19 protein-coding genes are annotated in these 25,958 nt (G+C 67.6%); 10 read left to right on the top strand and 9 right to left on the bottom strand.

Annotated elements, in window-relative coordinates:
- Positions 1–11: 11 nt before the first annotated feature.
- Entirely contained in the window at positions 12–2,261 is a 2,250-nt protein-coding gene (gene pbpC, locus DIE16_RS09010; RefSeq protein ID WP_124892134.1) for a penicillin-binding protein 1C, read from the bottom strand.
- A gap of 10 nt (positions 2,262–2,271) precedes the next feature.
- Positions 2,272–8,310: an alpha-2-macroglobulin gene (locus DIE16_RS09005; protein WP_124892133.1), complete on the bottom strand. Its 6,039-nt coding sequence runs from the start codon at positions 8,308–8,310 to the stop codon at positions 2,272–2,274.
- 304 nt (positions 8,311–8,614) lie between these two features.
- Here DIE16_RS09005 and DIE16_RS08995 point away from each other — a divergent pair, with 304 nt between their 5' ends.
- The 7 genes from DIE16_RS08995 (at position 8,615) to DIE16_RS08965 (ending at position 15,178) form a co-directional block, all read left to right on the top strand.
- Entirely contained in the window at positions 8,615–9,121 is a 507-nt protein-coding gene (locus DIE16_RS08995) for a sugar dehydrogenase complex small subunit (RefSeq protein WP_044843286.1), read from the top strand.
- The gene (locus tag DIE16_RS08990) at positions 9,121–10,740 is read left to right on the top strand and encodes a GMC family oxidoreductase (protein ID WP_124484599.1); all 1,620 of its coding nucleotides are present in this window, start codon (positions 9,121–9,123) and stop codon (positions 10,738–10,740) included. The genes DIE16_RS08995 and DIE16_RS08990 overlap by 1 nt, the downstream gene beginning before the upstream one ends.
- Before the next feature lie 2 nt (positions 10,741–10,742).
- Complete coding sequence (locus tag DIE16_RS08985; RefSeq protein ID WP_124892132.1) at positions 10,743–12,020, top strand: cytochrome c; 1,278 nt, start codon at positions 10,743–10,745, stop codon at positions 12,018–12,020.
- Positions 12,021–12,198: 178 nt separating this feature from the next.
- The gene (locus DIE16_RS08980; protein WP_124484601.1) at positions 12,199–12,618 is read left to right on the top strand and encodes a DoxX family protein; all 420 of its coding nucleotides are present in this window, start codon (positions 12,199–12,201) and stop codon (positions 12,616–12,618) included.
- A gap of 66 nt (positions 12,619–12,684) precedes the next feature.
- On the top strand, positions 12,685–13,788 hold the full coding sequence (locus DIE16_RS08975) for a porin (protein ID WP_124892131.1): 1,104 nt from the start codon (positions 12,685–12,687) through the stop codon (positions 13,786–13,788).
- A 412-nt stretch (positions 13,789–14,200) separates the two neighbouring features.
- Entirely contained in the window at positions 14,201–14,659 is a 459-nt protein-coding gene (locus tag DIE16_RS08970) for an NUDIX domain-containing protein (protein ID WP_185640851.1), read from the top strand.
- An 18-nt stretch (positions 14,660–14,677) separates the two neighbouring features.
- Positions 14,678–15,178: an AAA family ATPase gene (locus DIE16_RS08965; RefSeq protein ID WP_124484604.1), complete on the top strand. Its 501-nt coding sequence runs from the start codon at positions 14,678–14,680 to the stop codon at positions 15,176–15,178.
- Between the two features lie 51 nt (positions 15,179–15,229).
- Here the strand turns inward: DIE16_RS08965 and DIE16_RS08960 are convergent, their stop codons facing one another.
- From DIE16_RS08960 to DIE16_RS08950, 3 genes are all read right to left on the bottom strand, one after another.
- Entirely contained in the window at positions 15,230–15,772 is a 543-nt protein-coding gene (locus DIE16_RS08960; protein ID WP_124667931.1) for a cysteine hydrolase family protein, read from the bottom strand.
- A 242-nt stretch (positions 15,773–16,014) separates the two neighbouring features.
- Positions 16,015–17,334: an MFS transporter gene (locus DIE16_RS08955; protein ID WP_044843292.1), complete on the bottom strand. Its 1,320-nt coding sequence runs from the start codon at positions 17,332–17,334 to the stop codon at positions 16,015–16,017.
- 43 nt (positions 17,335–17,377) lie between these two features.
- Entirely contained in the window at positions 17,378–18,562 is a 1,185-nt protein-coding gene (locus DIE16_RS08950; RefSeq protein ID WP_124484607.1) for a M20 aminoacylase family protein, read from the bottom strand.
- A 198-nt stretch (positions 18,563–18,760) separates the two neighbouring features.
- Here DIE16_RS08950 and DIE16_RS08945 point away from each other — a divergent pair, with 198 nt between their 5' ends.
- Both DIE16_RS08945 and DIE16_RS08940 read left to right on the top strand, forming a co-directional pair.
- A complete protein-coding gene (locus DIE16_RS08945; RefSeq protein ID WP_044843294.1) occupies positions 18,761–19,663 on the top strand; it encodes a LysR substrate-binding domain-containing protein in 903 nt (300 codons plus the stop codon).
- 163 nt (positions 19,664–19,826) lie between these two features.
- Complete coding sequence (locus DIE16_RS08940; protein WP_006478890.1) at positions 19,827–20,147, top strand: pyrimidine/purine nucleoside phosphorylase; 321 nt, start codon at positions 19,827–19,829, stop codon at positions 20,145–20,147.
- 114 nt (positions 20,148–20,261) lie between these two features.
- Here DIE16_RS08940 and DIE16_RS08935 read toward each other — a convergent pair whose 3' ends face one another.
- The 4 genes from DIE16_RS08935 to DIE16_RS08920 form a co-directional block, all read right to left on the bottom strand.
- Positions 20,262–20,594: a hypothetical protein gene (locus DIE16_RS08935; RefSeq protein ID WP_185735458.1), complete on the bottom strand. Its 333-nt coding sequence runs from the start codon at positions 20,592–20,594 to the stop codon at positions 20,262–20,264.
- A gap of 492 nt (positions 20,595–21,086) precedes the next feature.
- On the bottom strand, positions 21,087–22,874 hold the full coding sequence (locus DIE16_RS08930; protein WP_124892129.1) for a chloride channel protein: 1,788 nt from the start codon (positions 22,872–22,874) through the stop codon (positions 21,087–21,089).
- A 30-nt stretch (positions 22,875–22,904) separates the two neighbouring features.
- The gene (locus DIE16_RS08925) at positions 22,905–23,318 is read right to left on the bottom strand and encodes a MarR family winged helix-turn-helix transcriptional regulator (RefSeq protein WP_124484609.1); all 414 of its coding nucleotides are present in this window, start codon (positions 23,316–23,318) and stop codon (positions 22,905–22,907) included.
- 116 nt (positions 23,319–23,434) lie between these two features.
- Positions 23,435–24,610 carry an HPP family protein gene (locus tag DIE16_RS08920; RefSeq protein ID WP_124892128.1) on the bottom strand — a complete coding sequence of 392 codons (1,176 nt, stop codon included), beginning with the start codon at positions 24,608–24,610 and terminating at the stop codon, positions 23,435–23,437.
- Between the two features lie 366 nt (positions 24,611–24,976).
- On the opposite strand from DIE16_RS08920, the gene DIE16_RS08915 reads away from it, so the two are divergent.
- Positions 24,977–25,945, top strand: coding sequence for a LysR family transcriptional regulator (locus DIE16_RS08915; protein ID WP_044843298.1), 969 nt, complete (start codon positions 24,977–24,979; stop codon positions 25,943–25,945).
- The last annotated feature ends 13 nt before the right edge of the window (positions 25,946–25,958 follow it).

Raw genomic sequence — 25,958 nt, 5'->3', positions numbered from 1 at the left:
GCCGGCGCCCGTTACGGCTTGCGCGCGGCCGGTTTCGCGAACGCGCCGCGCACCTCGAAGCCGATCGCATCCGCCACGTTGCCGCGCGCGTCGACGAGTTCGAGCCGGTGCCGCCCGGGCCACGGCATCCACGCGATGCGGTCGGCGTGGCCGATTACCTTGTCGTCGAGCCGCCACGCGAACCGTGCGGCATGCCCGGAAGATCGCTCGAACCAGATCCGCTGATTCTTCGGCGGAATGTCCGGATCGATCGCGAAGATCGTGCCGTCGGTCGGCGCACCGATCGTCAGCGGCGCGCGCGCGCCGTCCTTGCCCGGCGTGACGGGCGCCGCGAGCCGGATCGTGTCGAGCGCGGTGCCCGTGACGAACCACTCGTTGCGCGACGGCTCGACGTCGCGCTCGAACGTGATGCGGCGTGCTTCGACGCCGGCCGGCGGACGCGGCGCGCGGCTCGGCAGGTCGCGGTGCAGGTAGCCGACGACGGCCGACCACACCGGCGACGCGCCCGTGACGCCCGACACGTCCCACATCGGCGAGCCGTCCGCATTGCCGACCCACACGCCGACCGTATAGCGCGACGTGAAGCCGACCGTCCAGTTGTCGCGCATGTCCTTGCTCGTGCCGGTCTTCACCGCCGAGAAGAAGCGCGTCGCGAGCGGATTGTCGAAGCCGAACGTGCGCACGCGCGCGTTGTTGTCGGCGAGGATGTCGGTGACGACGAAGCTGGCCGCTTCGCTGAACACGCGCGTGCCGTTGTCCGCACGCCCCGGTGCCGATGCGCCGGCAGCGGGCGACGGCGCAGGCAGGTCGACGACCTTGCGCGCGACGCCGCCGTTCGCGAGCGCGCGATACGCATTGGTCAGCGACAGCAGCGTGACGTCCGCGCTGCCGAGCGCGAGGCTGAAGCCGTAGTAGTCGCCTTCCTGCGCGAGCGGCAGGCCGAGCGCGGTCAGCGTGCGCGCGAAGCGATGCGGCGTGACGAGCACGAGCGTGCGCACGGCCGGCACGTTCAGCGAGCCGCCGAGCGCGCTGCGCACGCTCACCCAGCCCTTGAAATCCTTGTCGTAGTTCTGCGGAATGTAGAGGCCGCCGCCGGCCGCGAGGTTGATCGGCGCGTCGTCGAGCAGCGACGCGGCCGTCAGCCGCTTCTCGTCGATCGCCTGCGCATAGAGGAACGGCTTGAGCGTTGAGCCGGCCTGGCGCGGCGCGAGCACGGCGTCGACGTCGCGTGCGCTCGACAACGCGCCCGACGAACCGACCCACGCGCGAATCTCGCCGGTCGCGTTGTCGATCACGACGACCGCGCCGTCCTGCACGTTGCGCCGGTGCGCGGGCGCGTTGAGCTCGGTCAGCGCGCGCGTGAGCGTGTCGCGCGCGAAGCGCTGCAGCGGCGCATCGAGCGTCGTGCGCACCTGCGCGCCGGCCGCGGGCCTGACCTCGGCCGCGATGCGGCGCGCGAAGTGCGGGGCGAGGGCGGCGCCGTCCGCCGTCAGGTCGTTACGGACGGCATTGGCCGGGCGCGCGATCACGAGCTGCACGTAGCCGTCGAGCGACGCGCAGGCCTGCTCCGCGTGCATGTCGCGCAGGATCCGGCACGCACGCTCGGCGACCTTCGCGCTCGCCGCGTTGGGCGCGCGCACCAGCGCTGCCGCGATCGCGGCTTCACGCGCGTCGAGGCCGGACGGCGCCTTGCCGAACAGCACCTGCGACAGCGCGGCGAGCCCGACCGTCTCGCCGCGGAACGGCACGAGATTCAGGTAGGCCTCGAGGATCTGGTCCTTGCGCCAGCCGCGTTCGAGCAGCAGCGCGTTCATCGCCTGCGTGGCCTTCTGCGGCAGCGAGCGCTGGCCCGAGCGGCGCGGTTCGTCATTGAGGAGCCCGGCGAGCTGCATCGTCACGGTCGACGCGCCGCGCGTGCGCTGGTTCCACAGGTTTCCCCATGCCGCACCGGCGATCCCGCGCCAGTCGACGCCGCTGTGTTCGTAGAAGCGCTTGTCCTCGGACACGACGATCGCCTCGCGGAACGCGGGCGACACGTCGGCGAGCGACACCCAGTCGCCGCGCCGTTCGGCGAGGTCGACGCGCGTGCGCTGCAGCGGCGTGCCGTCACGCGCGAGCAGCACCCAGTCGGAACTGCGCCAGTTGCGGCGCACGTCGTCGTAGCCGGGCAGCGCGTGCGCGACGAGCGGCGCGGCCAGCACGACGGCGACGAAAACGCGGCCGGCGAAGCGCGGCGGCCGCGGCAATCCATGATCGATCATCGCGTACCCGTTACTTGCCCGCGTCGGCCGGCTTCACGGTCATCGGCGGGTTCGGCCACAGGCCGTACACGGACGGTGCGTACAACGCCTCGACGCGCGTCGGCGGCAGCCCGAAGGTGCCGACGTTGTTCAGCCGCACCGTGTACTCGACCGAGAGCTTGCCCTTCGGCAGATAGTCGTAATACGCGCGGTAGCCGTCGAAATCGCGTTCGATGAACGCCGGCCATGCGCCGTCCGGGGATTTCTCGCCCTGCGTCGCGGCTTCCGAATCGCGGCCGAGGCCCGAGCCGAGGATCGTCGCACCGGACGGGATCGGATCGTTGACGACGACCCACGTCATGTCGCTCTGCGCGTCGATGTCGAGATGCACGCGCACGACGTCGCCGCGCGTCAGCACGCCCTTGACGGCGGGCGACACGGGCGTGACGGTCTTCGTGATCCGGTAGCCGGCCGCGAACGGCGCGCGCAGCGGCACGGCCGCGAGGCTTTCGACGGTCGCCCACGGGCGGCCCGTGCCGTCCTGCGTGACGGACAGCGTGGCCGGTGCCTGGGCCGCACGCGGCCACGGCATCAGCACGCTGCGCGCGGCGGCGGCGCGGGTCGCGGGAGTGGCCGAGGCGGGGCTGTCGGCGGGCGCGGTCGAGGGTGCCTGCGACCACGAAATCGCGCGCTCGTTGCCGCCGAGCGCGACCTTCGTCGTGCCGGCCACCGGCGTGCTCTCGTAGGTGCGCGAGAAGCGCTCGATCGCGAGCTGGCCGAGTGCGTTCGACGTCGTCGTCTGCCATGCGCCCTGGCGTTGCAGCGCCAGCAGGCCGGTCGCCACGCGCGGCATCTCGTCCTTCCACGCCGGGTCGCCCGCGAATTCCAGCGCGAGACGCGCGGCGTTGGTCTCGTTGCTCGTCATCAGCCACCACAGGTCGTCGTCGCGCGCGGTCGAGAACACGAGCTGCGTGCCCTGGTACGTGAGGCGCGCCCGCAGGATCTGCTCGACCTGCGCGCGTTTCGCGTCGCGCTGCGGGATGTCCTTCACGCGCGTGAGGATCGCGTGATAGTCGATTACCGCCGACGTCGGCCACTGGTTCGGCGCGATTTCGATCGAACCGAGCATGCGGCCTTGGGCGGCACCGTAACGCGACAGCGCCTCGATCGCGGCGAGCTTGCGCAGGTCGCGATCCTGGCGCGGAGCCCACGCGTTGCGCTCGATGCGGCCGTCGACGAAACGCGCGAGCCCGGCCTCGAGCTGCGTGCGCAGGTCTTCCGGCAGCGCGAAGCGCGGGTCGAGGCGGCCGGCCTCGTCGGCGACCACGAGCAGATACGACGACAGCGTCGGGCTGCCGTAGTGCGCATCGTCGGAAGACGGCGGGAAGTAGTTCGCGAGTCCGTCGCTGTCGAGGTAGACGGGCATGCGCGCCACCAGCGCCTGCCATTGCGCGGCGTCGTGCAGGCCGATCGCGCGCGACGTCTGCTGTTCGAGGCAGCGGTACGGGTAGTGCTCGAACCAGCGCCGCACGCCGGGCAGGCCGTCGGCGAGCTTCGACTGCAGCGACACGGCGATGCCGCCGCGCGGCGCGCCCTGCGCGTTGTTGACGGCGCCGGCCGGGGCGGACACGGGCAGCGTCAGCGTGCCGTCGACCTGGGTGAGCGTGGCCTGCTGCACGGTGACCGGCAGCGCGGGCACGACCTTCTGCGCGACGGCCAGCGCGTCGGACGCGCGCTTGCCGCCTTGCTCGGCCGCCTCGATGCGCCAGTTCAGCGCGCCGGCCGCGTCGAGCGCCTGCTCGGGCACGGTGATCGTCCACGCGACCTCGGCCGCCGCGTTGGCCGCGAGCGACACGGTTTGCGGCGCGACGTCGAGGCCCGTCACGCGCGGCGTCACGACGACCTGCATCGCGCGGTCGGTCGTGTTGCGCAGCGTGACCTGCGCGCGGAACGCATCGCCTTCGCGCACGAGCGGCGGCAGGCCGGAGATCAGCTGCAGGTCCTGCGTGCTGCGGATCGACGTGCTGCCGGTGCCGAAGCGGTCCGCGCCGACCGCCGCGATCGCGACGATCCGGAAGCGCGTGAGCGCATCGTTCAGCGGCACTTCGACGGTCGCGCTGCCGTTCGCGTCGAGCGTCACGCGCGGATTCCACAACAGCAGCGTGTCGAACAGCTCGCGCGTCGGCGCGCTGCCGCCGCCGCCGCCGGCCGGCACCGCCTTGCGGCCGAAGTGGCGGCGGCCGACGATTTCCATCTGCGCGGTGGCCGTCTCGACGCCGTACGCACGTCGCTGCAGCATCGCGTCGAGCAGGTCCCAGCTGTTGTTGGGCATCAGCTCGAGCAGCGCCTCGTCGACGGCCGCGACCGCGATCTGCGTGCCGGCCGGCGCGGGCTGCCCGTTCGGCAGCGTGACCTTCACGTGCGCCTGCGCCTTGCCGCGCACCGTGTAGCGCGTCGCGTCGGTCGTCACGGCTACGCCGAGACGATGCACGCCGGTGCCGACCTTGATCTCGCCGAGGCCATAGCGGAACGCGGGCTTCGACAGGTCGACGAACGCGGTCGGCGCTTCATGGTAGCGGCCTTCGCGCCAGAACGCGCGGGCCCATTCGACCGGCGCCTTCCAGCCCCACGTGAAGAACGAGTACCACGGCACTTCGCGAATCCGGCCGCGCAACGCGAGCACCGACACGTAGACGTTCGGCCCCCACGATTCGCCGACCTTCAGGTCGACGGTCGGGTTCTTGCCGTTCAGCTCGACGACGTGCGTTTCCATCACGCCGCCGCGTTCGACCGCGACGAGCGCGCTCGCGTAGCGGAACGGCATGCGCACCTGGAAGCGGGCCGTTTCGCCCGGCTCGTAGGACGTCTTCTCCGGGATCACGTCGATCCGGTCGGTGTTGTCGCCGCCGAACCAGAGTTGGTCCTCGCGCGTGACCCAGACGGACGTCGACGCATTCGACGTGCGGCCGTCGCCATCCTTCGCGACCGCGATCAACTGGACGTTGCCGGCCTGTTCGAGCGTCGCGTCGCAGGCCATGCGGCCCTTGTCGTCGGTCTTGCCCGAGCACAGCACGCCGAGGTCGCGCGTATCGCTCTTGTTGTCGTAAGCATAAAAGCCGCCGACCATGCGCTTGCGCGAGGACGTCGTGATGTGCGCGACGCCCTTGATCTCGATCGACACCGAGGCACGCGGCTTGCCCTGCAGGTCGACCGCGAGCGCCTGCACCGGCACGCGCTGGCCGACCGACACCCAGCGGCCGGCCTTGATGCCGGCCACCACCGCGGCCGGCCACAGGATCGTGTCGCCGCGGATCGTCTGCACTTCGCCGTTCGGGTCCGCGAACGTCGCCTCCAGCGCGATGCGCTTCGGCGCGTCGACGTCGGGCAGGCCCTTGAGCGTGACGGAACCCGCGCCGTTGCGGTCGAGCGTGAGCGGCAGCTTGTCCGCGATCAGCTTCGTCGCGTCGGGATCGTTGTTCGCGGCGGATGTGCTGTCGCCGTCCTGCGCATCGTCGTCGGCGTTGCCGTCGCTGCGCTCCGGACGATAGGGCGTGAAGCTGAAGTCCTCGAAGCGGTCCGCGAACGGCGGCGACGCCCACTTCATCAGCGCCGACACCTGCACGGGCAGGTTCGATGCGCCGCCGCCCGACACGTAGTCGATCTGCACCGCGAGCGGCGCTTCCTTGACCGCGACGAGCGGGCTCTTCTGCGCGTCGCGCGCGCCGATCGTCCCCTTGAGCACCGGCAGGCGGAACGCCTCGACGCGGAAGCTGCCGCCGTAGTAGCTGGCGGTCGGCGCATCGTCCGGGCCGCCATCGAGCGATACGCTGTATTCGCCGAGCTTCGCCGCGGGCGGCAGCGTGAACTGCGTGTCCGCGCTATGGTCGGCCGACCACGTGAGCGGCAGCTTGTAGGTCTGGTCGGAGCCGAGATGGCGGATCGTCACGCGTGTCGGGTAGTGCGCCGGGAACGCGAGGCTCTGCAGCGTCTCGGTGCGCAGGAAGTGCTTCATCGACACGGTTTCGCCGGCCCGCAGCAGCGTGCGGTCGAACACGGTATGCGCGCGCACGGTCGGCGCGCTGTCGGTGTCGGTCGGCACGTTGAAGCGCCACGATTCGATCCCGCGGTTCCAGTTCGAGCTGACGAACGCCATGTCGCGGCCCGTCTTCGGATCGTCGACGCGTGCCGACACGAAGTAGTCGTCGAAGCGTTCCGACTGGCTGCATTCGTGTTTCGGCTCGAACGGGCCGTCGATCTTCAGCAGGCCTTGCGCATCGGTCTTGCCCGACGCGATTTCGTCGCCATTGCAGTCCGACACGCGGATCTGCGCGTTCGGCACGGGCTTGCCCTTGTCGAGCGTCGTGACCCACACGAGGTTGTTCTCGCGGCCCTGTTTCAGGTGCACGCCGAGATTCGTGACGAGCACGGTGGTGCGCACGTACATGCTCGACGGCTTCGCGAGCAGCGAGCGGCCGAGCGCGGGCGACGCGAGTTCGAGCACGTAGAAGCCGGGCTTGTCGATCGGCACGCCGACGACCTCGAACGGACGCAGCGCCTTCGGGTCGGCCTTCGGCAGCGCCAGCGCGTGCGCACCCGGTTCGCCGGCGAGCAGCGACAGCGAGCGCACGTCGATGCGGCGGTTCTGCGGCGCGGGCATTTTCTCACCGGCCTCGAGCGGCACGTAGACGGGGTGCTGGCCCTTGCGCCGCAGCAGGCCCGGGACGCGTTCGTCGATCGTGCCGGCCGTCATCGACCAGTTGTCGAAGCGCTCGACGGTGCGCATCCATTGACGGATCGCGGTGTCGTCGTCGACCTTCAGGTTCGAGAATTGCGCGCCGCTCGTATTGAGGCCCGCGATGCGCAGGTCGGCCTCGACGTTGCGCAGCGTGACGGGCACGAGTGCCGGCGTATCGGGTTCGGCGAAGCGCTCGACGATCCCGAACGTGCCCGACGAGAATTTCGCGAGCGGCGGCATCGGCGCGGTGCGCGTCGCGAGCGGGAACAGGTCGGCGTTCGAGAGCGAGCGGTCGGTCACGTCGCGCAGGCCGGACGGCAGTTCGATCGTCAGGTTCGCCTGCGCGGGCAGCGGCGGGTTGAACGTGACGGTCGTCACTTCGTCGCTGTGGTCGTCGGCCGCGAAGGTCGGCGAAAGCGAACCGTCAGGACCGCTCAGCCGGATCGCCTCGGCGTTCTTGCGCGAGATCGGTGCATTGAACGACAGCGTCAGCGGACGCAGCGGCGTGCAGGGCGCCTTCGCGTTCTCGCGCTCGCACGAGAAGCTCGCGGCGAACGGCGCACGCACGGTGAAGTCGAAGCGGCGCTCGGTGTCGTTCGCGATGCCGCTCGGGCTCGCGACGCCCTTGCCGTAGACGAGCTGCATCTTCGCGCTCGCGGGCAGCGCCTGCGCGCACGACAGCGTCAGCACGCGCGCGGCGTCCTTCTTCAGCCCGAAGTGATCGAGCAGCGCGTTGCGCGCATCGTCGTCGGCGGCCGTGACGGGGATGCGGTTGCCGATGCCGGCCGCTTCGCACCAGATGTTCGCGAGCGCGGAGCGGGGCTCGGCCGGGCCATTCAGCTTCAGCACGAAGACCTGGCGCTCCTCGATCTCGCGCGAGCCGGGGCGCACCGTCACCGGGAACGGGCCGCCGGTTTGAAACGTGAAGCGGCGCGGGCCGCTGACCGCATTGCCGGCGACCGAACGCAGCGCGTCGTTGAGCGCGACCGAGCAGCGCACGCCCGGCGGCAGGTCGTTCTCGAAATCGTAGACCCACGTCTTGTCGTCGAGCCAGTGACCCTGGCCGCGTGCGGCGGTGGAATCGTTGCAGGTCATGCGCGCGGGACTCGGCGCGGATGCCGAACCGAACGCGACCATCGGTTCGTCGAACTTGACGACGCTCTGCCGGACTTCGGTGACCGTGCCTTGCGGCGACACGCTCACGGTGCGTGCCGCGCCCGCATGCAGCGACAGTGCGGCGGCGCCGCCGAGCGCCGCGACGGCGCCGATGCGCCAGAGCAGCCGTGTGGTGTGATGGGTTGAATGTGTGTTGTTGTGCTTGTCGTGCTGCTTCATCGCTCGATGCCCTCGGAGGGAAGCTTTCTGTTTGATTGCACGCGATTCTAACCGACGGGCATGCGAGCGGATGACGGGAAGCGGCGTGTCGCCGGGTTGCGACACGCCGGCATCCCGATACGGAATTGTCGCGTCGACGACACAAAGATGCCGCGAAATGTCGATTGTCTCGGATTGCGGAACATTAAATGGACTATAAAAGCATTGTCCAATCCGAATTGAGCGCGTACATTTCAGGGCCGCGCGAAAGTTTGAGAAATATCAAGCGTGGTTTTCCCGAATCCGGTGTTCGAGAGAAGGAAACATGCACAACGACAACACCCCCCACTCGCGTCGCGATCGCGACGCAGCCGCATCCGGCATCACGCGGCGTCAATGGCTGCAGGGCGCACTGGCGCTGACGGCGGCGGGCCTCACCGGCTCGCTGGCGTTGCGGGCCCTGGCCGATAATCCCGGCACCGCGCCGCTCGATACGTTCATGACGCTCTCCGAAGCACTGACAGGCAAGAAAGGGCTGAGCCGCGTGCTCGGCGAACGCTTCCTGCAGGCCTTGCAGAAGGGCTCGTTCAAGACCGCCGACGGTCTGTCGCAACTCGCCGGCGCACTCGCGTCCGGTTCGTTGACTCCCGATCAGCAAACGTCCGCGCTGTCGATTCTCGAAGCCTGGTATCTCGGCATCGTCGACAACGTCGTAATTACCTACGAAGAAGCATTAATGTTCAGCGTCGTGTCCGATACGCTCGTGATTCCTTCGTATTGCCCGAATAAACCCGGCTTCTGGGCCGAAAAACCGATCGAGAGGCAAGGCTGATGGCCGATACCGATACGCAAAAGGCCGACGTCGTGGTCGTCGGGTCCGGTGTCGCGGGCGCGATCGTCGCGCACCAGCTCGCGATGGCCGGCAAGTCGGTGATCCTGCTCGAGGCAGGCCCGCGCATGCCGCGCTGGGAAATCGTCGAACGCTTCCGCAACCAGCCCGACAAGACGGACTTCATGGCGCCGTACCCGTCGAGCCCGTGGGCGCCGCATCCGGAATACGGCCCGCCGAACGACTACCTGGTCCTGAAGGGCGAGCACAAGTTCAACTCGCAGTACATCCGCGCGGTGGGCGGCACGACGTGGCACTGGGCCGCGTCGGCGTGGCGCTTCATCCCGAACGACTTCAAGATGAAAACCGTGTACGGTGTCGGCCGCGACTGGCCGATCCAGTACGACGATCTCGAGCATTGGTACCAGCGTGCCGAGGAAGAGCTCGGCGTGTGGGGCCCCGGCCCCGAGGAAGACCTGTATTCGCCGCGCAAGCAGCCGTACCCGATGCCGCCGCTGCCGTTGTCGTTCAACGAGCAGACGATCAAGAGCGCGCTCAACGGCCATGACCCGAAGTTCCACGTCGTGACCGAGCCGGTCGCGCGCAACAGCCGTCCGTACGACGGCCGGCCGACTTGTTGCGGGAACAACAACTGCATGCCGATCTGCCCGATCGGCGCGATGTACAACGGCATCGTGCACGTCGAGAAGGCCGAGCAGGCCGGCGCGAAGCTGATCGACAGCGCGGTCGTGTACAAGCTCGAGACGGGCCCGGACAAGCGCATCGTCGCCGCGATCTACAAGGACAAGACGGGCGCCGACCATCGCGTCGAGGGCAAGTACTTCGTGGTGGCCGCGAACGGCATCGAGACGCCGAAGATCCTGCTGATGTCGGCGAACCGCGACTTCCCGAACGGCGTCGCGAACAGCTCCGACATGGTCGGGCGCAACCTGATGGACCACCCGGGCACGGGCGTGTCGTTCTACGCGAGCGAGAAGCTGTGGCCGGGCCGCGGCCCGCAGGAAATGACGTCGCTGATCGGTTTCCGCGACGGCCCGTTCCGCGCGACCGAAGCCGCGAAGAAGATCCATCTGTCGAACATGTCGCGCATCAACCAGGAAACGCAGAAGATCTTCAAGGCCGGCAAGCTGATGAAGGCCGACGAGCTCGACGCGCAGATCCGCGACCGCTCCGCGCGCTACGTGCAGTTCGACTGCTTCCACGAAATCCTGCCGCAGCCCGAGAACCGCATCGTGCCGAGCAAGACGGCCACCGACGCGGTCGGCATTCCGCGCCCGGAAATCACGTATGCGATCGACGACTACGTGAAGCGCGGCGCCGTGCATACGCGCGAGGTCTATGCGACCGCGGCGAAGGTGCTGGGCGGTACGGACGTCGTGTTCAACGACGAGTTCGCGCCGAACAATCACATCACGGGCGCGACGATCATGGGCGCGGATGCGCGCGACTCGGTCGTCGACAAGGACTGCCGCACGTTCGACCATCCGAACCTGTTCATCTCGAGCAGCTCGACGATGCCGACCGTCGGTACGGTGAACGTGACGCTGACGATCGCGGCGCTGGCGCTGCGGATGTCCGACACGCTGAAGAAGGAAGTCTGACCGTGCGGAAATCTACTCTCACCTTCCTCCTCGCCGGCTGCCTCGCGCTGCCGGGCCTCGTGCGCGCGGCCGATGCGGCCGACCCCGCGCAGGTCAAGCGCGGCGAATATCTCGCGGTCGCGGGCGACTGCATGGCCTGCCACACCGCGAAGGGCGGCAAGCCGTTCGCCGGCGGCCTGGGGATGCCGGTGCCGAAGCTCGGCAAGATCTACACGAGCAACATCACGCCCGACCCGGATACCGGCATCGGCAACTGGACGTTCGACGACTTCGAGCGCGCGGTGCGCCACGGCGTGTCGAAGAACGGCGACAACCTGTATCCGGCGATGCCGTACGTGTCGTACGCGAAGATCAGCGACGACGACGTGCAGGCGTTGTACGCGTACTTCATGCACGGCGTCGAACCGGTCAAGCAGGCGCCGCCGAAGAACGAGATCCCCGCGCTGCTGAGCATGCGCTGGCCGCTGAAGATCTGGAACTGGCTGTTCCTGAAGGACGGCGCATACCAGCCGAAGCCGGCGCAGAGCGCCGAGTGGAACCGCGGTGCGTACCTGGTGCAGGGCCTCGCGCACTGCAGCACGTGCCACACGCCGCGCGGCGTCGCGATGCAGGAGAAGTCGCTCGACGAAACCGGCGGCAGCTTCCTGTCGGGCTCGGTGCTGGCGGGCTGGGACGGCTACAACATCACGTCCGACCCGAACGCGGGGATCGGCGGCTGGACGCAGCAGCATCTCGTCCAGTACCTGCGTACCGGCAGCGTGCCGGGAGTCGCGCAGGCGGCCGGTCCGATGGCCGAGGCGGTCGAGCACAGCTTCTCGAAGATGACCGACGCCGACATCGGCGCGATCGCGACGTACATCCGTACGGTGCCGGCCGTCGCCAGCGGCGACGCGAAGCAGTCGCGCTCGTCGTGGGGCAAGCCGGCGGAAGACGGCCTGAAGCTGCGCGGCGTCGCACTGGCGTCGTCGGGCATCGATCCGGCGCGGCTGTATCTCGGCAACTGCGCGACGTGCCACCAGATGCAGGGCAAGGGCACGCCGGACGGTTATTACCCGTCGCTGTTCCACAACTCGACGGTGGGCGCGTCGAATCCGGCGAACCTGGTGCAGGTGATCCTGAACGGCGTGCAGCGCAAGGCCGGCAGCGAGGACGTCGGGATGCCCGCGTTCCGCAACGAGCTGTCGGATGCGCAGATCGCCGCGCTGACGAACTACCTGACCGGCCAGTTCGGCAACCCGGCCGCGAAGGTGACCGAGCAGGACGTCGCGAAGGCGCGTTGAGGCCGGGTACGATGCAGTAAAGGCAGGGCAACTCTGACAAGAAGAGGAGGCACAGCACATCGGGCGGGCCCCGATGCCGGTTGTTGCAGAGCGGGGTGGGTGGCTTTGGCGGCCGCCCGCCCTGGTTCGTTGGCAATCCGGTGCGCGCGGTTCGCGTACCGCTTTCGTTGATCACACCATGACACCGAATCAACCGTTTCTCGCGTCCCAGCGCGATGTGCTGCTGCTGTTGTCCCGGATCCTGCTCGTGATCCTGTTCGTGATGTTCGGCTGGAAGAAGATCGTCGACTTCTCCGGCACGATCGCGTTCATGGGAAGCGAGGGCGCGCCGGCGCCGATCATTTCGGCGGCGATCGCCGTCGTGATGGAGCTGTTCGCCGGCATCGCGCTCCTCGTCGGTTTCCAGACGCGGCCGCTCGCGCTGCTGCTTGCGCTGTATACGATCGGCACCGGCTTCATCGGCCATCACTACTGGACGATGACGGGCGGCGAGCAGATCGACAACATGATTCATTTCTACAAGAACATCGCGATCTCGGGCGGCCTGCTCGCGCTTTGCGCGGCGGGCCCCGGGCGTTTTTCGATCGATCGCGGGTAAATGGCAACGCCGGCGCGCGCATGGGGCGTGTGCCGGACGGTCGAGACTTCGAGGGGGGGCATCATTTTGCGACTCAAACATTTCGCATCGCTGATCGTGGCCGCCGCACCGACGGCCGCGTTCGCGCAGACGAGCGTGACGCTGTACGGCCGGATCGACGGCGGCGTCGAATACCTGAACCACATCGCGACGCCCAGCGGCAGCTCGACGCGCTGGAGCGCGGAAGGCGGCGACTGGGGCACCAGCATGTTCGGCCTGAAGGGCGTCGAGGATCTCGGCGGCGGGATGTCGACGGTCTTCAACCTGGAAACCGCGTTCCAGGTGATGAACGGCACGACCGGCGGCGGACGCATGTGGTCGCGCCGCGCGTATGTCGGCCTGAAGAGCGACACGTGGGGCCAGCTGCAGGCCGGCCGCAACCTGTTCATCGACAGCGACGGCGTGTGGGAATTCGATCCGTTCGTGCAGCAGGCGTTTTCGTCCGCATCGCTCGTGCGCGGCCGCAACTGGCAGCAGAGCAGCAACAACATCGAATATCACAGCCCGGTGATCGGCGGCTTCGACGTGCAGGCGCAGTATGCGTTCGGCAACCAGTCGCGCGGCTTCAACTACGGCGCGGCCGACGACTTCGGCCGCTCGGACGGGATCATGATCTCGTATCACTCGCCGCTGCTCGACGTGCGCGGCCTCTACGACGAGCTGCGCGACAACAACGGCAAGTTCAGCAACATCTTCACCGCGTCGCGCGAGTATTTCGTCGGCGCGAACGTGAAGGTGTCGAAGTTCAAGATCCAGGGCGCGTATACGCATTACCAGGCGCCGGACAGCCCGGCGGGCGTCGCCGATCGCGCCGATCACTACTGGCTCGGCGCGACCTACACGGCCACGCCGCAGTGGGCGGTGACGGGCGGCGGGTATTACGTGAAGGTCGGCGACGGCGGCGGCGATGCGTCGCACGATCCGTCGGGCCACGCGATCATGTACGTGCTCGGCACGACGTACAACCTGTCGAAGCGCACGTTCCTGTACGGCACCGTCGCGTACGTGCGCAACGGCGGGAATTCGAACTTCTCGCTGCTCGCGTCGCCGCGCGATGCGACCTCGGGCACGAGTCCGATGACGGGTGAGTCGCAGACAGGCGCGTATGTGGGCATGATGCATACGTTCTGAGCGGGGCGGCGTGTTTGCGTAAAAGGCGCGGGTGGTTAAGGCCCGTGCCTTTTCGCGTTTGCGGGGTTTGTCGGATCGTTGCGGTACTCATGCAGTGCGTTCGGAAAATTTGCACTCGCTCAAATTTTTTGCTGGACCGCAAACGCTTGAGTGCGTTACCTCTATTGCCCGATTTGGCGCGGCGGCGGTGACATCTTTCAGCCGACATGAGTCGAGAATCGCGATAACGACGCCGTCAGCGTTGCGCTGGTCAATCAGTCTTGCAGCCAACACTGATTGTCGAGATCCGATCGAGGCATTGTAGAGTTCCAGGAAACCAACACATAGTCTTGTCCTGGCTCATTCCTGAAACGTGATCGTCCGAGTCGACTCCGGATTTCGGGTTGAGGTGGTTCCGGTCAGAGAAATCATCGTGCAAATCAAGAACAAGGTACTGGTCTATCTTACGTGGCGAGACAGGTTGCTCACTTTTACGCAACCCAAGTTTCCGGAGGCCGGGAGGCAGGTGGTTGCCGGCACGATGAACCAGGGAGAAATGCCCGTAGTCGCCGCGCTACGCGAGCTTCGCGAGGAAAGTGGTATCGACGAGGCCCGGGTTGTGCGTGTTCTCGGCGAGTACTTCTACTCGATGAGGGCATTCGGAAGAAGCGAGATTCAGCACCGGCATGTCGTGCATGTTGCACTGAGTGACGCTATCGCCATGAGGACGCAATGGATGCATCTCGAGGTCGATCCGGGTTCCGGTGGTGGGCCCATTGAATTCAGCTTCCAGTGGCTTCCTCTTTTTGGAGCGGAATTCGCGCTGATCGGTGGGCACGATTTCTTCGTCCCCATGCTGAAACACTTCATGCGCGACCATTCGAGTGGATGATTGAACAGAGACTGATACATGAGGATTTGTATCGTAGGCCCGTCGGGCGCGGGGAAAACGACGATCGCCGGGGAATTGGCGCGCAAGTTCAATATCGCCACGTACGAATTCGACAACGTTTATTGGGACACGAGTGGCACGGAGTTTGTGAAGAACTCAGATGAGACGATGGCGAAGGCCATTGAAAAAATCCTCAAGCAGGGCTGCTGGTTTGTCGAAGGTGCGTACGACAAGCGGATGTATCCGCTGCTCGCCGAGTGCTCGCTGATCTTGAGGGTGGAGGTTTCATTCAGTGTGAGAGCGATGCGCTTGATCAAGCGTTTCGTTTGGTCGACGGTGACCGGCAAGTTGCCCAAGGAGACCTTCCGGAACACTGTCGACCTGATCAAGTTTTCATTCCACTTCGACAAGCGGCTCAGCGAATTTCTGTCCGCAGACGTGATGCTCTCGCGGAAAGTCGCTTCAGTTCGCGACACGTCATCGTGCATCGAAGCAATGCGCGCGGCCGGTCTTTGCTGAATCGATTGCAGTGCGTTCCTTCATGCATCGCAGTCTGACCGGCGTCGAGCGTCAGAACCCGCATGCCTCGGTCGTCGTCAACGTCGCGAACGGCCCGCCGAGCGTCGCATTGTGATGCGCGACGATCCGCTCGGCCGGCAACGCAGGCGTATCCATGCAGGTATGCGCATCGGCGACGAGCACGGCGCGAAAGCCGAGATCGGCGGCCGCGCGGCACGCCGTGTCGATGCAGTACTGCGTCTTCATCCCCGCAATCACGATCTCGCCGATCCCGGCCGCGTGCAGCCATTCGGCGAGGCGCGTGCCCGCGAAACAACTCGGCCGGGTCTTGTCGAACACGATGTCGCGTGCCGTATCGATCGCGAGCGCCGGCAGCAATGCGGCGAGCGGCGCATCGGGCGCGATCGGCGAACCCGCCGGGCCGGTGTGGCGCACGGCGAACACGGGCGTGCCGGCTTCATGTGCGCGGCGAATCAGCCGGTTGACGTTGGCCAGCACGCGTTCGCCGTCATGCGGACGATCGGGGCCATGGAACAACCCGACTTGCATGTCGACGACGAGCAGCGCACGTTTCGGGGATGGGGCTTCGGACATCGCGTTTCTCCTGAAAGGCCGGTGCGGACGGAGAAACGACGAGACCCCGTCCGGAACCGGCGGGGCCTGTGGGAATCGGTGAAGGGCGCTACGACCTTGCGCGCACTCGCCGCACGGGCCCGCCGAAGGCGGTCGTGCGCGTGGTCGTCGAAAGGGTGAGCGTGGCGTCGTGCATGGAGCGATCATGCACGATGCGCGTTCGCTGCGTCAATGACGTGTCGCACGTCCCGCGTCGCCACCGCTCAATCGAGCGCCTTCCCGGCCTTCTCGTCCATGCAGCGAATCGCGAGCAGCGTGAGCACGCCGCAGCCGATCGCATACCACGCGGGCGCATTCGGATTGCCGGTCGCCGCGATCAGCCACGTGACGAAGAACTGCGCGAAGCCGCCGAAGATCGCGACGCCCACGCTGTACACGAGCGCGCCGCCGGTCGCCCGCACCGCCCGCGGGAACAGCTCGCCGAGCATCGCACCCGTCGCGCCGATGTTGATCGCGTGCACGATCGACAGCGCGGCGATGATCGACAGCAGCGACGCGGCGCCCGGCCAGCGGTTCAGCGCGATGAACGCGGGATAGATCGCGGCCATCAGCACGATGCGCGTCCACCAGACGATCCGGTTGCGGCCGAACACGTCGGACAGGTGCCCGCCGATCGGCGTCACGAGCATCAGGATCGCGCCGGCGACGCAGCCGGCCGTCATCGACAGCCAGGTCGGCAGGTGCAGCACCTGCACGCCGTAGATCGCCATGTAGAACACGATGATGTAGTGGATCGACGTGCCGCCGATCGTCACGCCGAGACCGGCGAACACGGCCTTGCCGTGATGGCGCAGCACGTCGGCGAGCGGCAGCGACGCGACCGGTTCGTCGTGCGCGGCGGCCGGCGTGGCGGCCGGCACTTCCTCGACGGTGCGGCGCAGCCAGTAGCCGAGCGGCACGAACAGCGTGCCGATGATGAACGGCACACGCCAGCCCCAGCTCTCGAGCTGCGCGGCGTTGAGCGTCGACGTCAGCGCGACGCCGGTGAGCGCCCCGGCGAGCGCGGCGAGCCCCTGGCTCGAGAACTGGAACGACGCGTAGAAGCCGCGGCGATGCTGCGGCGCCTGTTCGAGCAGCAGCGTCGTCGACGCGCCGACTTCGCCACCCGATGCAAACCCTTGCAACAGGCGCGCAAGCACGAGCAGCAGCGGCGCGGCGAGGCCGATCTGCGCGAAGGTCGGCGCGATCGCGATCGTCGCGGTGCCGAGCGCCATCAGCAACAGCGTCAGGATCATCGCCTTCTTGCGGCCGGCGCGGTCGGCATACATGCCGATCACGAGGCCGCCGAGCGGGCGTGTGACGAAGCCGACGCCGAAGCTCGCGACCGCGAGCATCAATTGCCCGAACGACGAGTGCACCGGGAAGAACAGCTTGCCGATCAGGATCGCGAAGAAGCTGTAGACCGTGAAGTCGTAGAACTCGAGCGCGTTGCCGACCGCGGCGGCCGCGATCAGGCGGCGTTTCTTCGCGGCGGCGCGGGCATCGGCCGGCGAGCCGGCGAACGGAAGGGCGGACGTTTCCATGAGGTTCCCCTGCTAAGGCGCGGAACTGCGTGATGAAGGGCCGTCAGGCCGCGAGCCAGGCTTCGGCGACGCGGACCCAGTAACTCGCGCCGATCGCGAGGATGTCGTCGTTGAAGTCGTAGCCGGGGTTGTGCACCATGCAGCCGCCCTTGCTGCCGATGCCGTTGCCGATGAACGCATAGCAGCCGGGGCGTGCTTCGAGCATGTAGGCGAAGTCCTCGCTGCCCATCAGCGGCGCGGCCTCGGTTTCGACGCGATCGGCGCCGAGCATCTGGCGGGCGATGTCGGCCGCGAATGCGGTCGGTTCGGGATGGTTCACGAGGACCGGATAGCCGTAGTCGTAGTCGACTTCCGCCGTGATGCCGAAGCTTTCCGCCTGGCCCTTCGCGAGCGCCTCGATCCGGCGTGCGAGCAGCGCGCGCACGTCGGCGTCCAGCGCGCGCACCGACAGCTTCATCACGACGGTTTCCGGAATGATGTTGAAAGTCTCGCCGGCCTGCACGCTGCCGACGGTGATCACGGCCGCATGCTGCGCATCGACCTCGCGTGCGACGATCGTCTGCAGCGCGACCATGATGCTGCCCGCGGCCGACATCGGGTCGCGCGCGAAGTGCGGCATCGCGCCGTGTCCGCCGACGCCGCGCAGCGTGATCGTCACGCGGTCGGCCGACGCCATCGCGGCACCGGCGCGGAACGCCATGTCGCCGGCGGCGCGGCCCGGCATGTTGTGGATCGCGAAGATCGCGTCGCACGGAAAGCGCTCGAACAGGCCGTCGTCCATCATCGATTTCGCGCCGCCGAAGTTTTCCTCGGCCGGCTGGAAGATCAGGTTCAGCGTGCCGGAGAACTGGCGCGTGGCGGCGAGGTGGCGCGCCGCGCACAGCAGCATCGCGGTGTGGCCGTCGTGACCGCATGCATGCATCTTGTTTGCGTGGCGGCTCGCGTACGGCAGGCCGGTGGCTTCGGCGAGCGGCAGCGCGTCCATGTCGGCGCGCAGGCCGACGGTGCGCGTGCCTTGTCCTTCGCGCAGCACGCCGACGACGCCCGTCTTGCCGATGCCGCGATGCACTTCATAGCCCCACCCCGTGAGCAACTCGGCGACGAGATCGCTGGTCAGCGTTTCCTCGAACGCGAGCTCCGGATGCGCGTGGATGCGGCGGCGCACGTCGATCAGGTCGGGGGCGATCGCGGCGATGCCGGGGATGACGGGGTTCACGGCTTGCAGCATGGTGTCTCCTGTGGAGCAGGTGAGGCAGGTGGGGCCGGTGGGCGTTTGACGCACATATGACGGCCAAGCATATAAATTTCTGTCGGGTACCAGAAGCTGCTAAATTGCTTTGGTGCTCACCACCGGTTGCCGCTCGGGAATACCCTGATCCGCTGCGCGTGGCCGGGCGTCGGGTTTCCACGAATCACGCATGCCGCCATGAAATACCATCAGCTGAAAGCGTTCGTCACCGTCGCGGACGAAGGGAGCATCCGCGCGGCCGCGCGGCGCCTGAACGTGTCGCCGGCGGCGTTGACGAAGGCGGTCAAGGAGCTGGAGATCGCGCTCGGCGTGTCGCTCGTCGTGCGCACCGCGCGCGGCGTGCAACTCACCGCGTTCGGCCAGCAGCTGCAGGTGCGCGCGCGGCTGATCGTCGCCGAGATGCAGCGGGCGCGCGACGATATCGAGCAGGCGCAGGGCGCGATGACGGGCTCGGTCGCGGCGGCGATCACGCCGGCTGCGGCGGTGACGATCCTGCCCGACGCGTTTCGCGCGTTCCGGCGGCGCTTTCCGGTCGCGCGCGTCAATCTGATCGAAGGGTTTCCCGGCGTCGCGCTGCCGCGGCTGCACGACGGCTCGCTCGATTTCGCGGTCGCCGTCGTCGTGCCCGAACTGCTGGCGGCCGAGTTCGACCACGCGGAACTCTATGCGAGCCGATCGCTGATCGTCGCGCGCAAAGGGCATCCGCTCGCATCGGCCACGTCGCTGGCCGATCTCGTCGAGGCCGACTGGCTGATGAATCCGTCGCCGGAAAGCTCGACCCAGGTGCTGTTCAACTCGTTCGTCGCGTACGGGCTGCCGGTGCCGCAGCGGGTCGTCGAATGCCCGAGCTTCGGGCTCGCGCACAGCCTGATGACGGGCTGCGACCTGATCGCGTCGATGCCCGAACAGCTGCTGCAGGGCGAGTGGGCGCGCGACCAGCTCGCGGTGCTGCCGATCCGCGAGCGGCTGCCCGGCGTGTCCGTGCAGGTCGTCACGCGTCGCGATAGCCCTCTCACGCCGGCCGCGTCGATGCTGCTCGACTGCCTGCGCGATTCCGCGCGGCGCAAGGGGCTCCGATGAGTCGGGCAATGCATCGCGTAGTGATCCTGAACATCTGCCGCGCACCGCGGACCATTCCCGCTCGCGGCGCGCTCGCCGCGAGCCGGTATCATAGCGGCCGGCCCGCCGTTCCGGCCGGCTTCCGACAACACGCCATCCGGCATCCAGCAATCAGAGGCATCACATGACCAGTGCAACCCAATTCGACAACGTATCGGTCGTCAAGCGCGCGAACGTCTATTTCGACGGCAAGTGCGTGTCGCATACCGTGCTCTTCCCGGACGGCACGCGCAAGACGCTCGGCGTGATCCTGCCGTGCGCGCTCAACTTCGGCACGGACGCGCCCGAATTGATGGAAGTGCAGGCCGGCAAGTGCCGCGTGAAGCTCGACGGCAGCAGCGAATGGCAAACCTACGGCGCCGGCGAGTCGTTCTCGGTGCCGGGCAAGAGCCGCTTCGACATCGAAGTGCTCGAGACGCTCGACTACGTCTGCAGCTACCTGTAAGCGCATGAGCACCGGCCGCAACCCATGCGCGCGGCCGGCGCGCTGAAAGCAGAAAGCCCCGCCGAAGCGGGGCTTTCTCGTATTCGGACGGCGCGCTGCCGTCCGGCGCGGTGCTTACAGGCAGGCGTTGATGTCGCCCGCGGAAGCGGCGTCGCCACGCATGCCGACCCACGTCTTCGCGCCCGGCTTCGACGCCGGACGAACCATCGCGGCCGCGCCATTCGGCGGTTGCTGGCCCGGTACGTAGACATCGGTCGCGAGGCCGTTGGCGAGCACGTTCTGCGTGACCACCTGTTGCTGCGACTTGTCGGCCCAGGTCTTCGCGATGCACGCCGAGACGTCGTCCGCGGACTTCTGGCTTTGCCCCACGTTCTGCATGGCCGGATCGGCTGCGTGTGCGGAAATTGCCACGGTCAATGCGATGAGCGGTAAGTATTTCACGTTCACGTTTTATCTCCCTCGAGTCGTGATTGATTGAGCGGGATGCGCAGCAGAACTTGAACTGCGTTCTTGTGAGATTGCATCGGACAAATGCGGTTCCGGCGATTCCGAAACAAGTTGTTAACACGCTTGCCAAACGACAATCCGGATGCTGTCCGTTCTGTTGCGATGCGGCATGGGTCGCGCACGGCCCGCGTGGAGGCGGGGACGCGGCGGCGACGTCATGCGTCGTGAGGTCGGCTCGCTGCCCTGTGGTGTGGCGGATTGACGGCCGCGGCGTGCTGCATGTATCTGCATGTCGCGCCGCGACGCTTCTTTATTGGATGACGAAGTGGAATGGCTGAAAGGGTGGCCCCGTCGCATGAGCACCATGATGACAAACTTTCGTCCGATGAATTGTCAACCAAGTTTAAACGCCGGACGCGGCGGAATGCGAACCGGCGCGCAGGGTGCGCGCCGATCCGGAACGGCGGGGGACGGTGAAGCGCGCGGTACGTATCAGCCGGCCTTGCGCGCACCGGCGTCGCGCAGGTTGACCGGTACGACCGGGCGGAAGCGTTCGCGCTTGTGTTCGTCGTCGAAGTGCTGGAGCGCGGGCTTGATGAGGTCGCTGCGCGACACGATGCCGATGATGCGCAGCGATTGCGGATCGTCGACGACCGGCAGGCGTTCGAGGCCGAGCATCGCGAGCCGCGACGCGACCACGCGGCACGTTTCGTGCGCGTGCGCGACGGCCGGCGCACGATCGATGAATGCGTTCGCGAGCGCCGCGCCGGGACCGGCTTGCGCACGCTGCGCGTCGAGCGTCGCACGATCGACGAGACCGAGCAGGCGGCCGTTCTGCACGACGGGGTACGCACGGTGCGTCTGCTTCGCGCCGAAGTACTGCGACTCGACGGCGTCGAGCGTCGTGCCGCCGTCGATCGAGACGAGATCGTCGGCCGGCGTCATCACCTCGGCCACGTCATGGCGTTCGAGCGGATCGACGGCGTATTCCCGGTAGATGTGGTAACCGCGGCGCGCGATCTTTTCCGTCATGATCGAACGCTTCATCACGACGGTCGCGAAGCCGTGCGCGACGAGCGTCGCCGCGAGCAGCGGCAGCAGCGCGTTCGCGTCGTGCGTGAGGCCGAACGCGAACACGATCGCGGTCAGCGGCGCACCGAGCGTGGCGCCGAGCGTCGCGGCCATGCAGACGAGCGGCCACAGCGCCGGATCGCCGCCGGGCAGCACCGGCGACAGCACGGTGCCGAGGCCCGCGCCGAGCATCAGCAGCGGGGCGAGTACACCGCCGGACGTGCCGGAGCCGAGCGCGATCACCCACATCACGGCCTTCACGGTCAACAGTGCGAGTGCGATCTTCAGCGCGATGTGCTGGTGCAGCAGGTCGCCGATCACGTCGTAGCCGACGCCGAGCGCGCGCGGCTCGAGCCAGCCGCCGATGCCGATCACGATCGCGCCGAGCGCCGGCCACCACATCCAGTGCACCGGCAGCTTCGCGAAGGTGTCCTCGACGCGGTACAGCGCGGCCGACAGGCCGCACGCGAGCGCGCCCGACAGCAGGCCCGCGACGATGCACGACAGCAGCGCGACGGGCGTCGGCGGTGCCGTGGTCAGCGCAAACAGCGGGTCGACTCCGAAGAACACGGCGCGGGCGAAACCGGCGACCGCGCAGGCGAGCGCGACCGGCAGGAAACTGCGCGGACGCCATTCGAACAGCAGCAGTTCGACCGCGAGCAGCACGGCGGCGACCGGCGTGCCGAACACGGCGGTCATGCCGGCGGCCGCGCCCGCGACGAGCAGCGTCTTGCGCTCGGCGGCGGTCACGTGCACGCATTGCGCGATCAGCGAGCCGAGCGCGCCGCCCGTCATGATGATCGGGCCTTCGGCGCCGAACGGGCCGCCGCTGCCGATCACGACACCCGACGACAGCGGCTTGAGGATCGCGACCTTCGGCGACATGCGGCTCTTGCCGAACAGGATCGCCTCGATCGCTTCCGGAATGCCGTGGCCGCGGATCTTCTCCGAACCGAAGCGCGCCATCAGCCCGACGATCAGCCCGCCGATCACCGGCACGACGATCACCCATGCGCCGAGCGTGTGGTGCGCGGGCGAACGGTCGGCGAACGAAAACTGCTGGAAGAAGAACAGGTTCGTGAACAGGTGGATCAGGCTCGACAGCACGAACGCCGCCAGCGTGCCGAGCAAGCCGATCCCGGCAGCGAGCAACGCGATCCCGGGCAGGCGTTCGTTGGTCGAGAAGTCGCGTTTGTGCGGTGCGTTCATCGGCGTGAGGATAGGTCGGTAAAGCCTGGGTCAGTTATTGATCTGCGGAACCTGGAACGTGCCCTTGAGCGATTTCAGTTCCGCGCGATGCATGGCCGCGAGGTGGGCGAGCAGCGTCTCGCCGGCTTCCTCGAGGTGGACCTCGACCTGCCGGCGGTCCGCTTCGCTCGTCTTGCGCTTCACGAGCCCCAGTGCCTCGCAGCGCGTCACCAGCGCAACGACGCCGTGATGCTGCGCCTGCAGGCGTTCCGCGAGTTCGCCGATGGTGGCCCATTCGCGGTGCGGATAGCCCTTGATGTGCAGCAGCAGCAGGTACTGCAGCGGCGTCACGCCTTCGCTTTGCGCGGCGCGTTCGGAGAAGCGCTCGAAACGGCGCATCTGGTAGCGGAACTCGGACAGTTGCTGGAAATCGCTTTTGGTCAGCGCGCGTCGGGTATCGGTCATTGCGGTCGGTCGGGCAGCAGTTTCGGTAACGTAAAATATATCACAATATGATATAAATGGTCGAATTTCCGCGAAATAGATACATTACGCTGTCGTCGGCCCGTTGAGCGTCCGCGTTACGCGGCTTCGAGCATCTGCGTCTGGCGGTACAGGCCGGTGACGAGATCCGTCTGCGTGATGATGCCGACGAGCAGGCGCGATGCGTCGACGACCGGGATGTGGTGATGGCCCGAATGCGTAAACAGCGGCACCAGCGCGGTGATCGGCATGGTCTGCGGCACGGATGCGACGTCGCGGGTCATCACGGTCGCGACGCTGGGCGGCCGGCCGCCGAACGATTGCGGCAGCCGCGCGGCCAGCCGCCGCCACAGCGGGACCGGGCGGCGCAACGGGCGCGTGAGGTCGGCGCGCGTGACGATGCCGACCAGGCGATCGCTGCCGTCCACGACGGGCAGCGCCTTCACGCGATGGCGGTCGAGCAGCGTCAGCGCGGCCGTGACCGACGTCGACGGCGCGACTTCGATCGCGTTCTTCGTCATCAGGTCGGCGCACGTGAGCCGGCCGAACGTGCGCGCATAGGCCTGCATCTCGGTTTCGCGCAGCAGCATTTCGAGGTCGTCCGGGTCGACGTCGAGCCATTCGCCGCGGCGCTTCAGCACGGCGTCGAGATCGGCGCGCGTGAAGCCGCCGCGTGCCGGCGCGGCGCTGCCGCCTTGCGGCTTCGCGTCGTGGCGCACGCCGCCGTGCGGATAGCGGTGGCCCGTCAGCGCGTGGTACACGAGCGCGGCCGACAGCAGGATCGCCGATTGCAGTGCGATCGGCTCGACCACGAAGCGCAAGCCGAGCGCGTGGATCGCCGGGCCGCCGAGCACGGCCGTCAGCGCGACCGCGCCCGACGGCGGGTGCACGCAGCGCAGCGCGAACATGCCGCCGATCGCGAGGGCGACCGCGACCGCGGCGGCCGTGATCGGATCGGCGATCCACTGCGCGCAGGCGACGCCGACGGTCGCCGCCACCAGATTGCCGCCGATGATCGACCAGGGCTGCGCGAGCGGACTCGCGGGCACCGCGAACAGCAGCACGGCCGACGCGCCCATCGGCGCGACGAGCAGCGGCACGAGGCCCGGCACGCCGGGCAGCAGCCGCATCGTGACGCCGACCGTCGCGATCCCGACGAGCGCGCCCGCGCACGAGCGGATGCGCTCGCGCCAGCCGAGCGTCATCGGATGGGGAATGAAGCTGTGCAGCCATTGGCGGAAGGTGCGGCGCGACGGGGAGGAGCCTGACGACATGGACGATTGAGCGGTAAACATGACGATGCGCATGACGCAGCGCGAGGATGTCGATAATTATATCGTGTCGTGATATAAATTGTCGCGCTGCATCAACGCGTTGCCTGCGCGCGCCGCATCCGTCTTGCAGGAACCTTTCATCGGATGAAAGCCTGACTGCCCTGCGACCGCGCAAATTTGTCTGCAGCGGCGTACAATTCGGGCCACCGAATTCTCCGATACGCCACAACCACGCACGCGATGCCCGCTCTCCCGCCCGTTCCCCGGCATGGTGATCGCTTGCGCGTGGTTCGCGCGCACGCCCCGATTCCCGTCTGACGCGAGCGCCGCCGACGTTTCCCCACCGACACTCCCCAAGCCAATTCAATGGACATGCTCGAAAACATGCGCCTGTTCGTGCGCGTTGTCGAAGCCGGCAGTTTCACCGCGGTCGCCAAAGAAATCGATGCGACCACCGCGCAGGTGTCGCGCGCGGTGTCGAACCTCGAAGCCCACGTACAGACGCGCCTGCTGCATCGCACGACGCGCCATCTCGGCCTCACCGAAAGCGGCGAGCGCTACTTCGAGCGTGCGAAATCGATCCTCGCCGAATTCGACTACGCGAACGCCGAGGCACGCAACGCGCTGCTGCGGCCGAGCGGCAAGATGCGGATCCATGCGATGACGGGGCTCGGGCAGAGTCATGTCGTGTCGTCGATCGTGCGCTACCAGGAAGACAACCCGGACGTGTCGGTCGAGCTGACGCTCGCGCAACGGATGCCGAATCTCGTCGAGGAAGGCTACGACGTGTCGATCGTGACCGCGTCGCAGCTGCCCGATTCCGGCTATGTCGCGCAGACCTGCGGCACCAGTTGCAGCGTGCTGGTCGCATCGCGCGAATATCTCGCGCGGCACGGCACGCCGAAGACGCCCGACGACCTGCCGAACCACGTGTGCCTGCGCCTCGATACGCCGGCATCGCCGGCCAGCGAGTGGCGGCTCGAGCGCGACGACGGCGAGGAAACCGTCTACGAACTGCAGCCGGCACCGTTCCAGGTCAACGTGCCGGATGCGCTGTGCGTCGCGGTGCGGGCGGGGCGCGGCATCGCGTGCGTCGCGCTGTATACGGTGCTCGACGACCTGCGCGCGGGGCGCCTGATCCGCGTGCTGCCCGAGTATCGGTTGCAGACCGTCAGCGTGTACGCGGTCTATGCGACGCGCCGCTATCTCGATGCGAAGATCCGCACCTTCCTCGACCATCTGCGCACGACGCTCACGCCCGCGCTGGAGAACGACCTGCGCGAACTCGACCGGCTTGCGGTCGAGCCGATGCCGGGCAGCCGCCAGCGCGCCTGATGCCGCCGGTCGC

The organism is Burkholderia sp. Bp9090 (assembly GCF_003857985.1).
Lineage (GTDB): Bacteria > Pseudomonadota > Gammaproteobacteria > Burkholderiales > Burkholderiaceae > Burkholderia.
The sequence above is the reverse complement of the archived record's forward strand: the minus strand, read 5'-3'. Positions and strand labels throughout refer to the sequence as shown.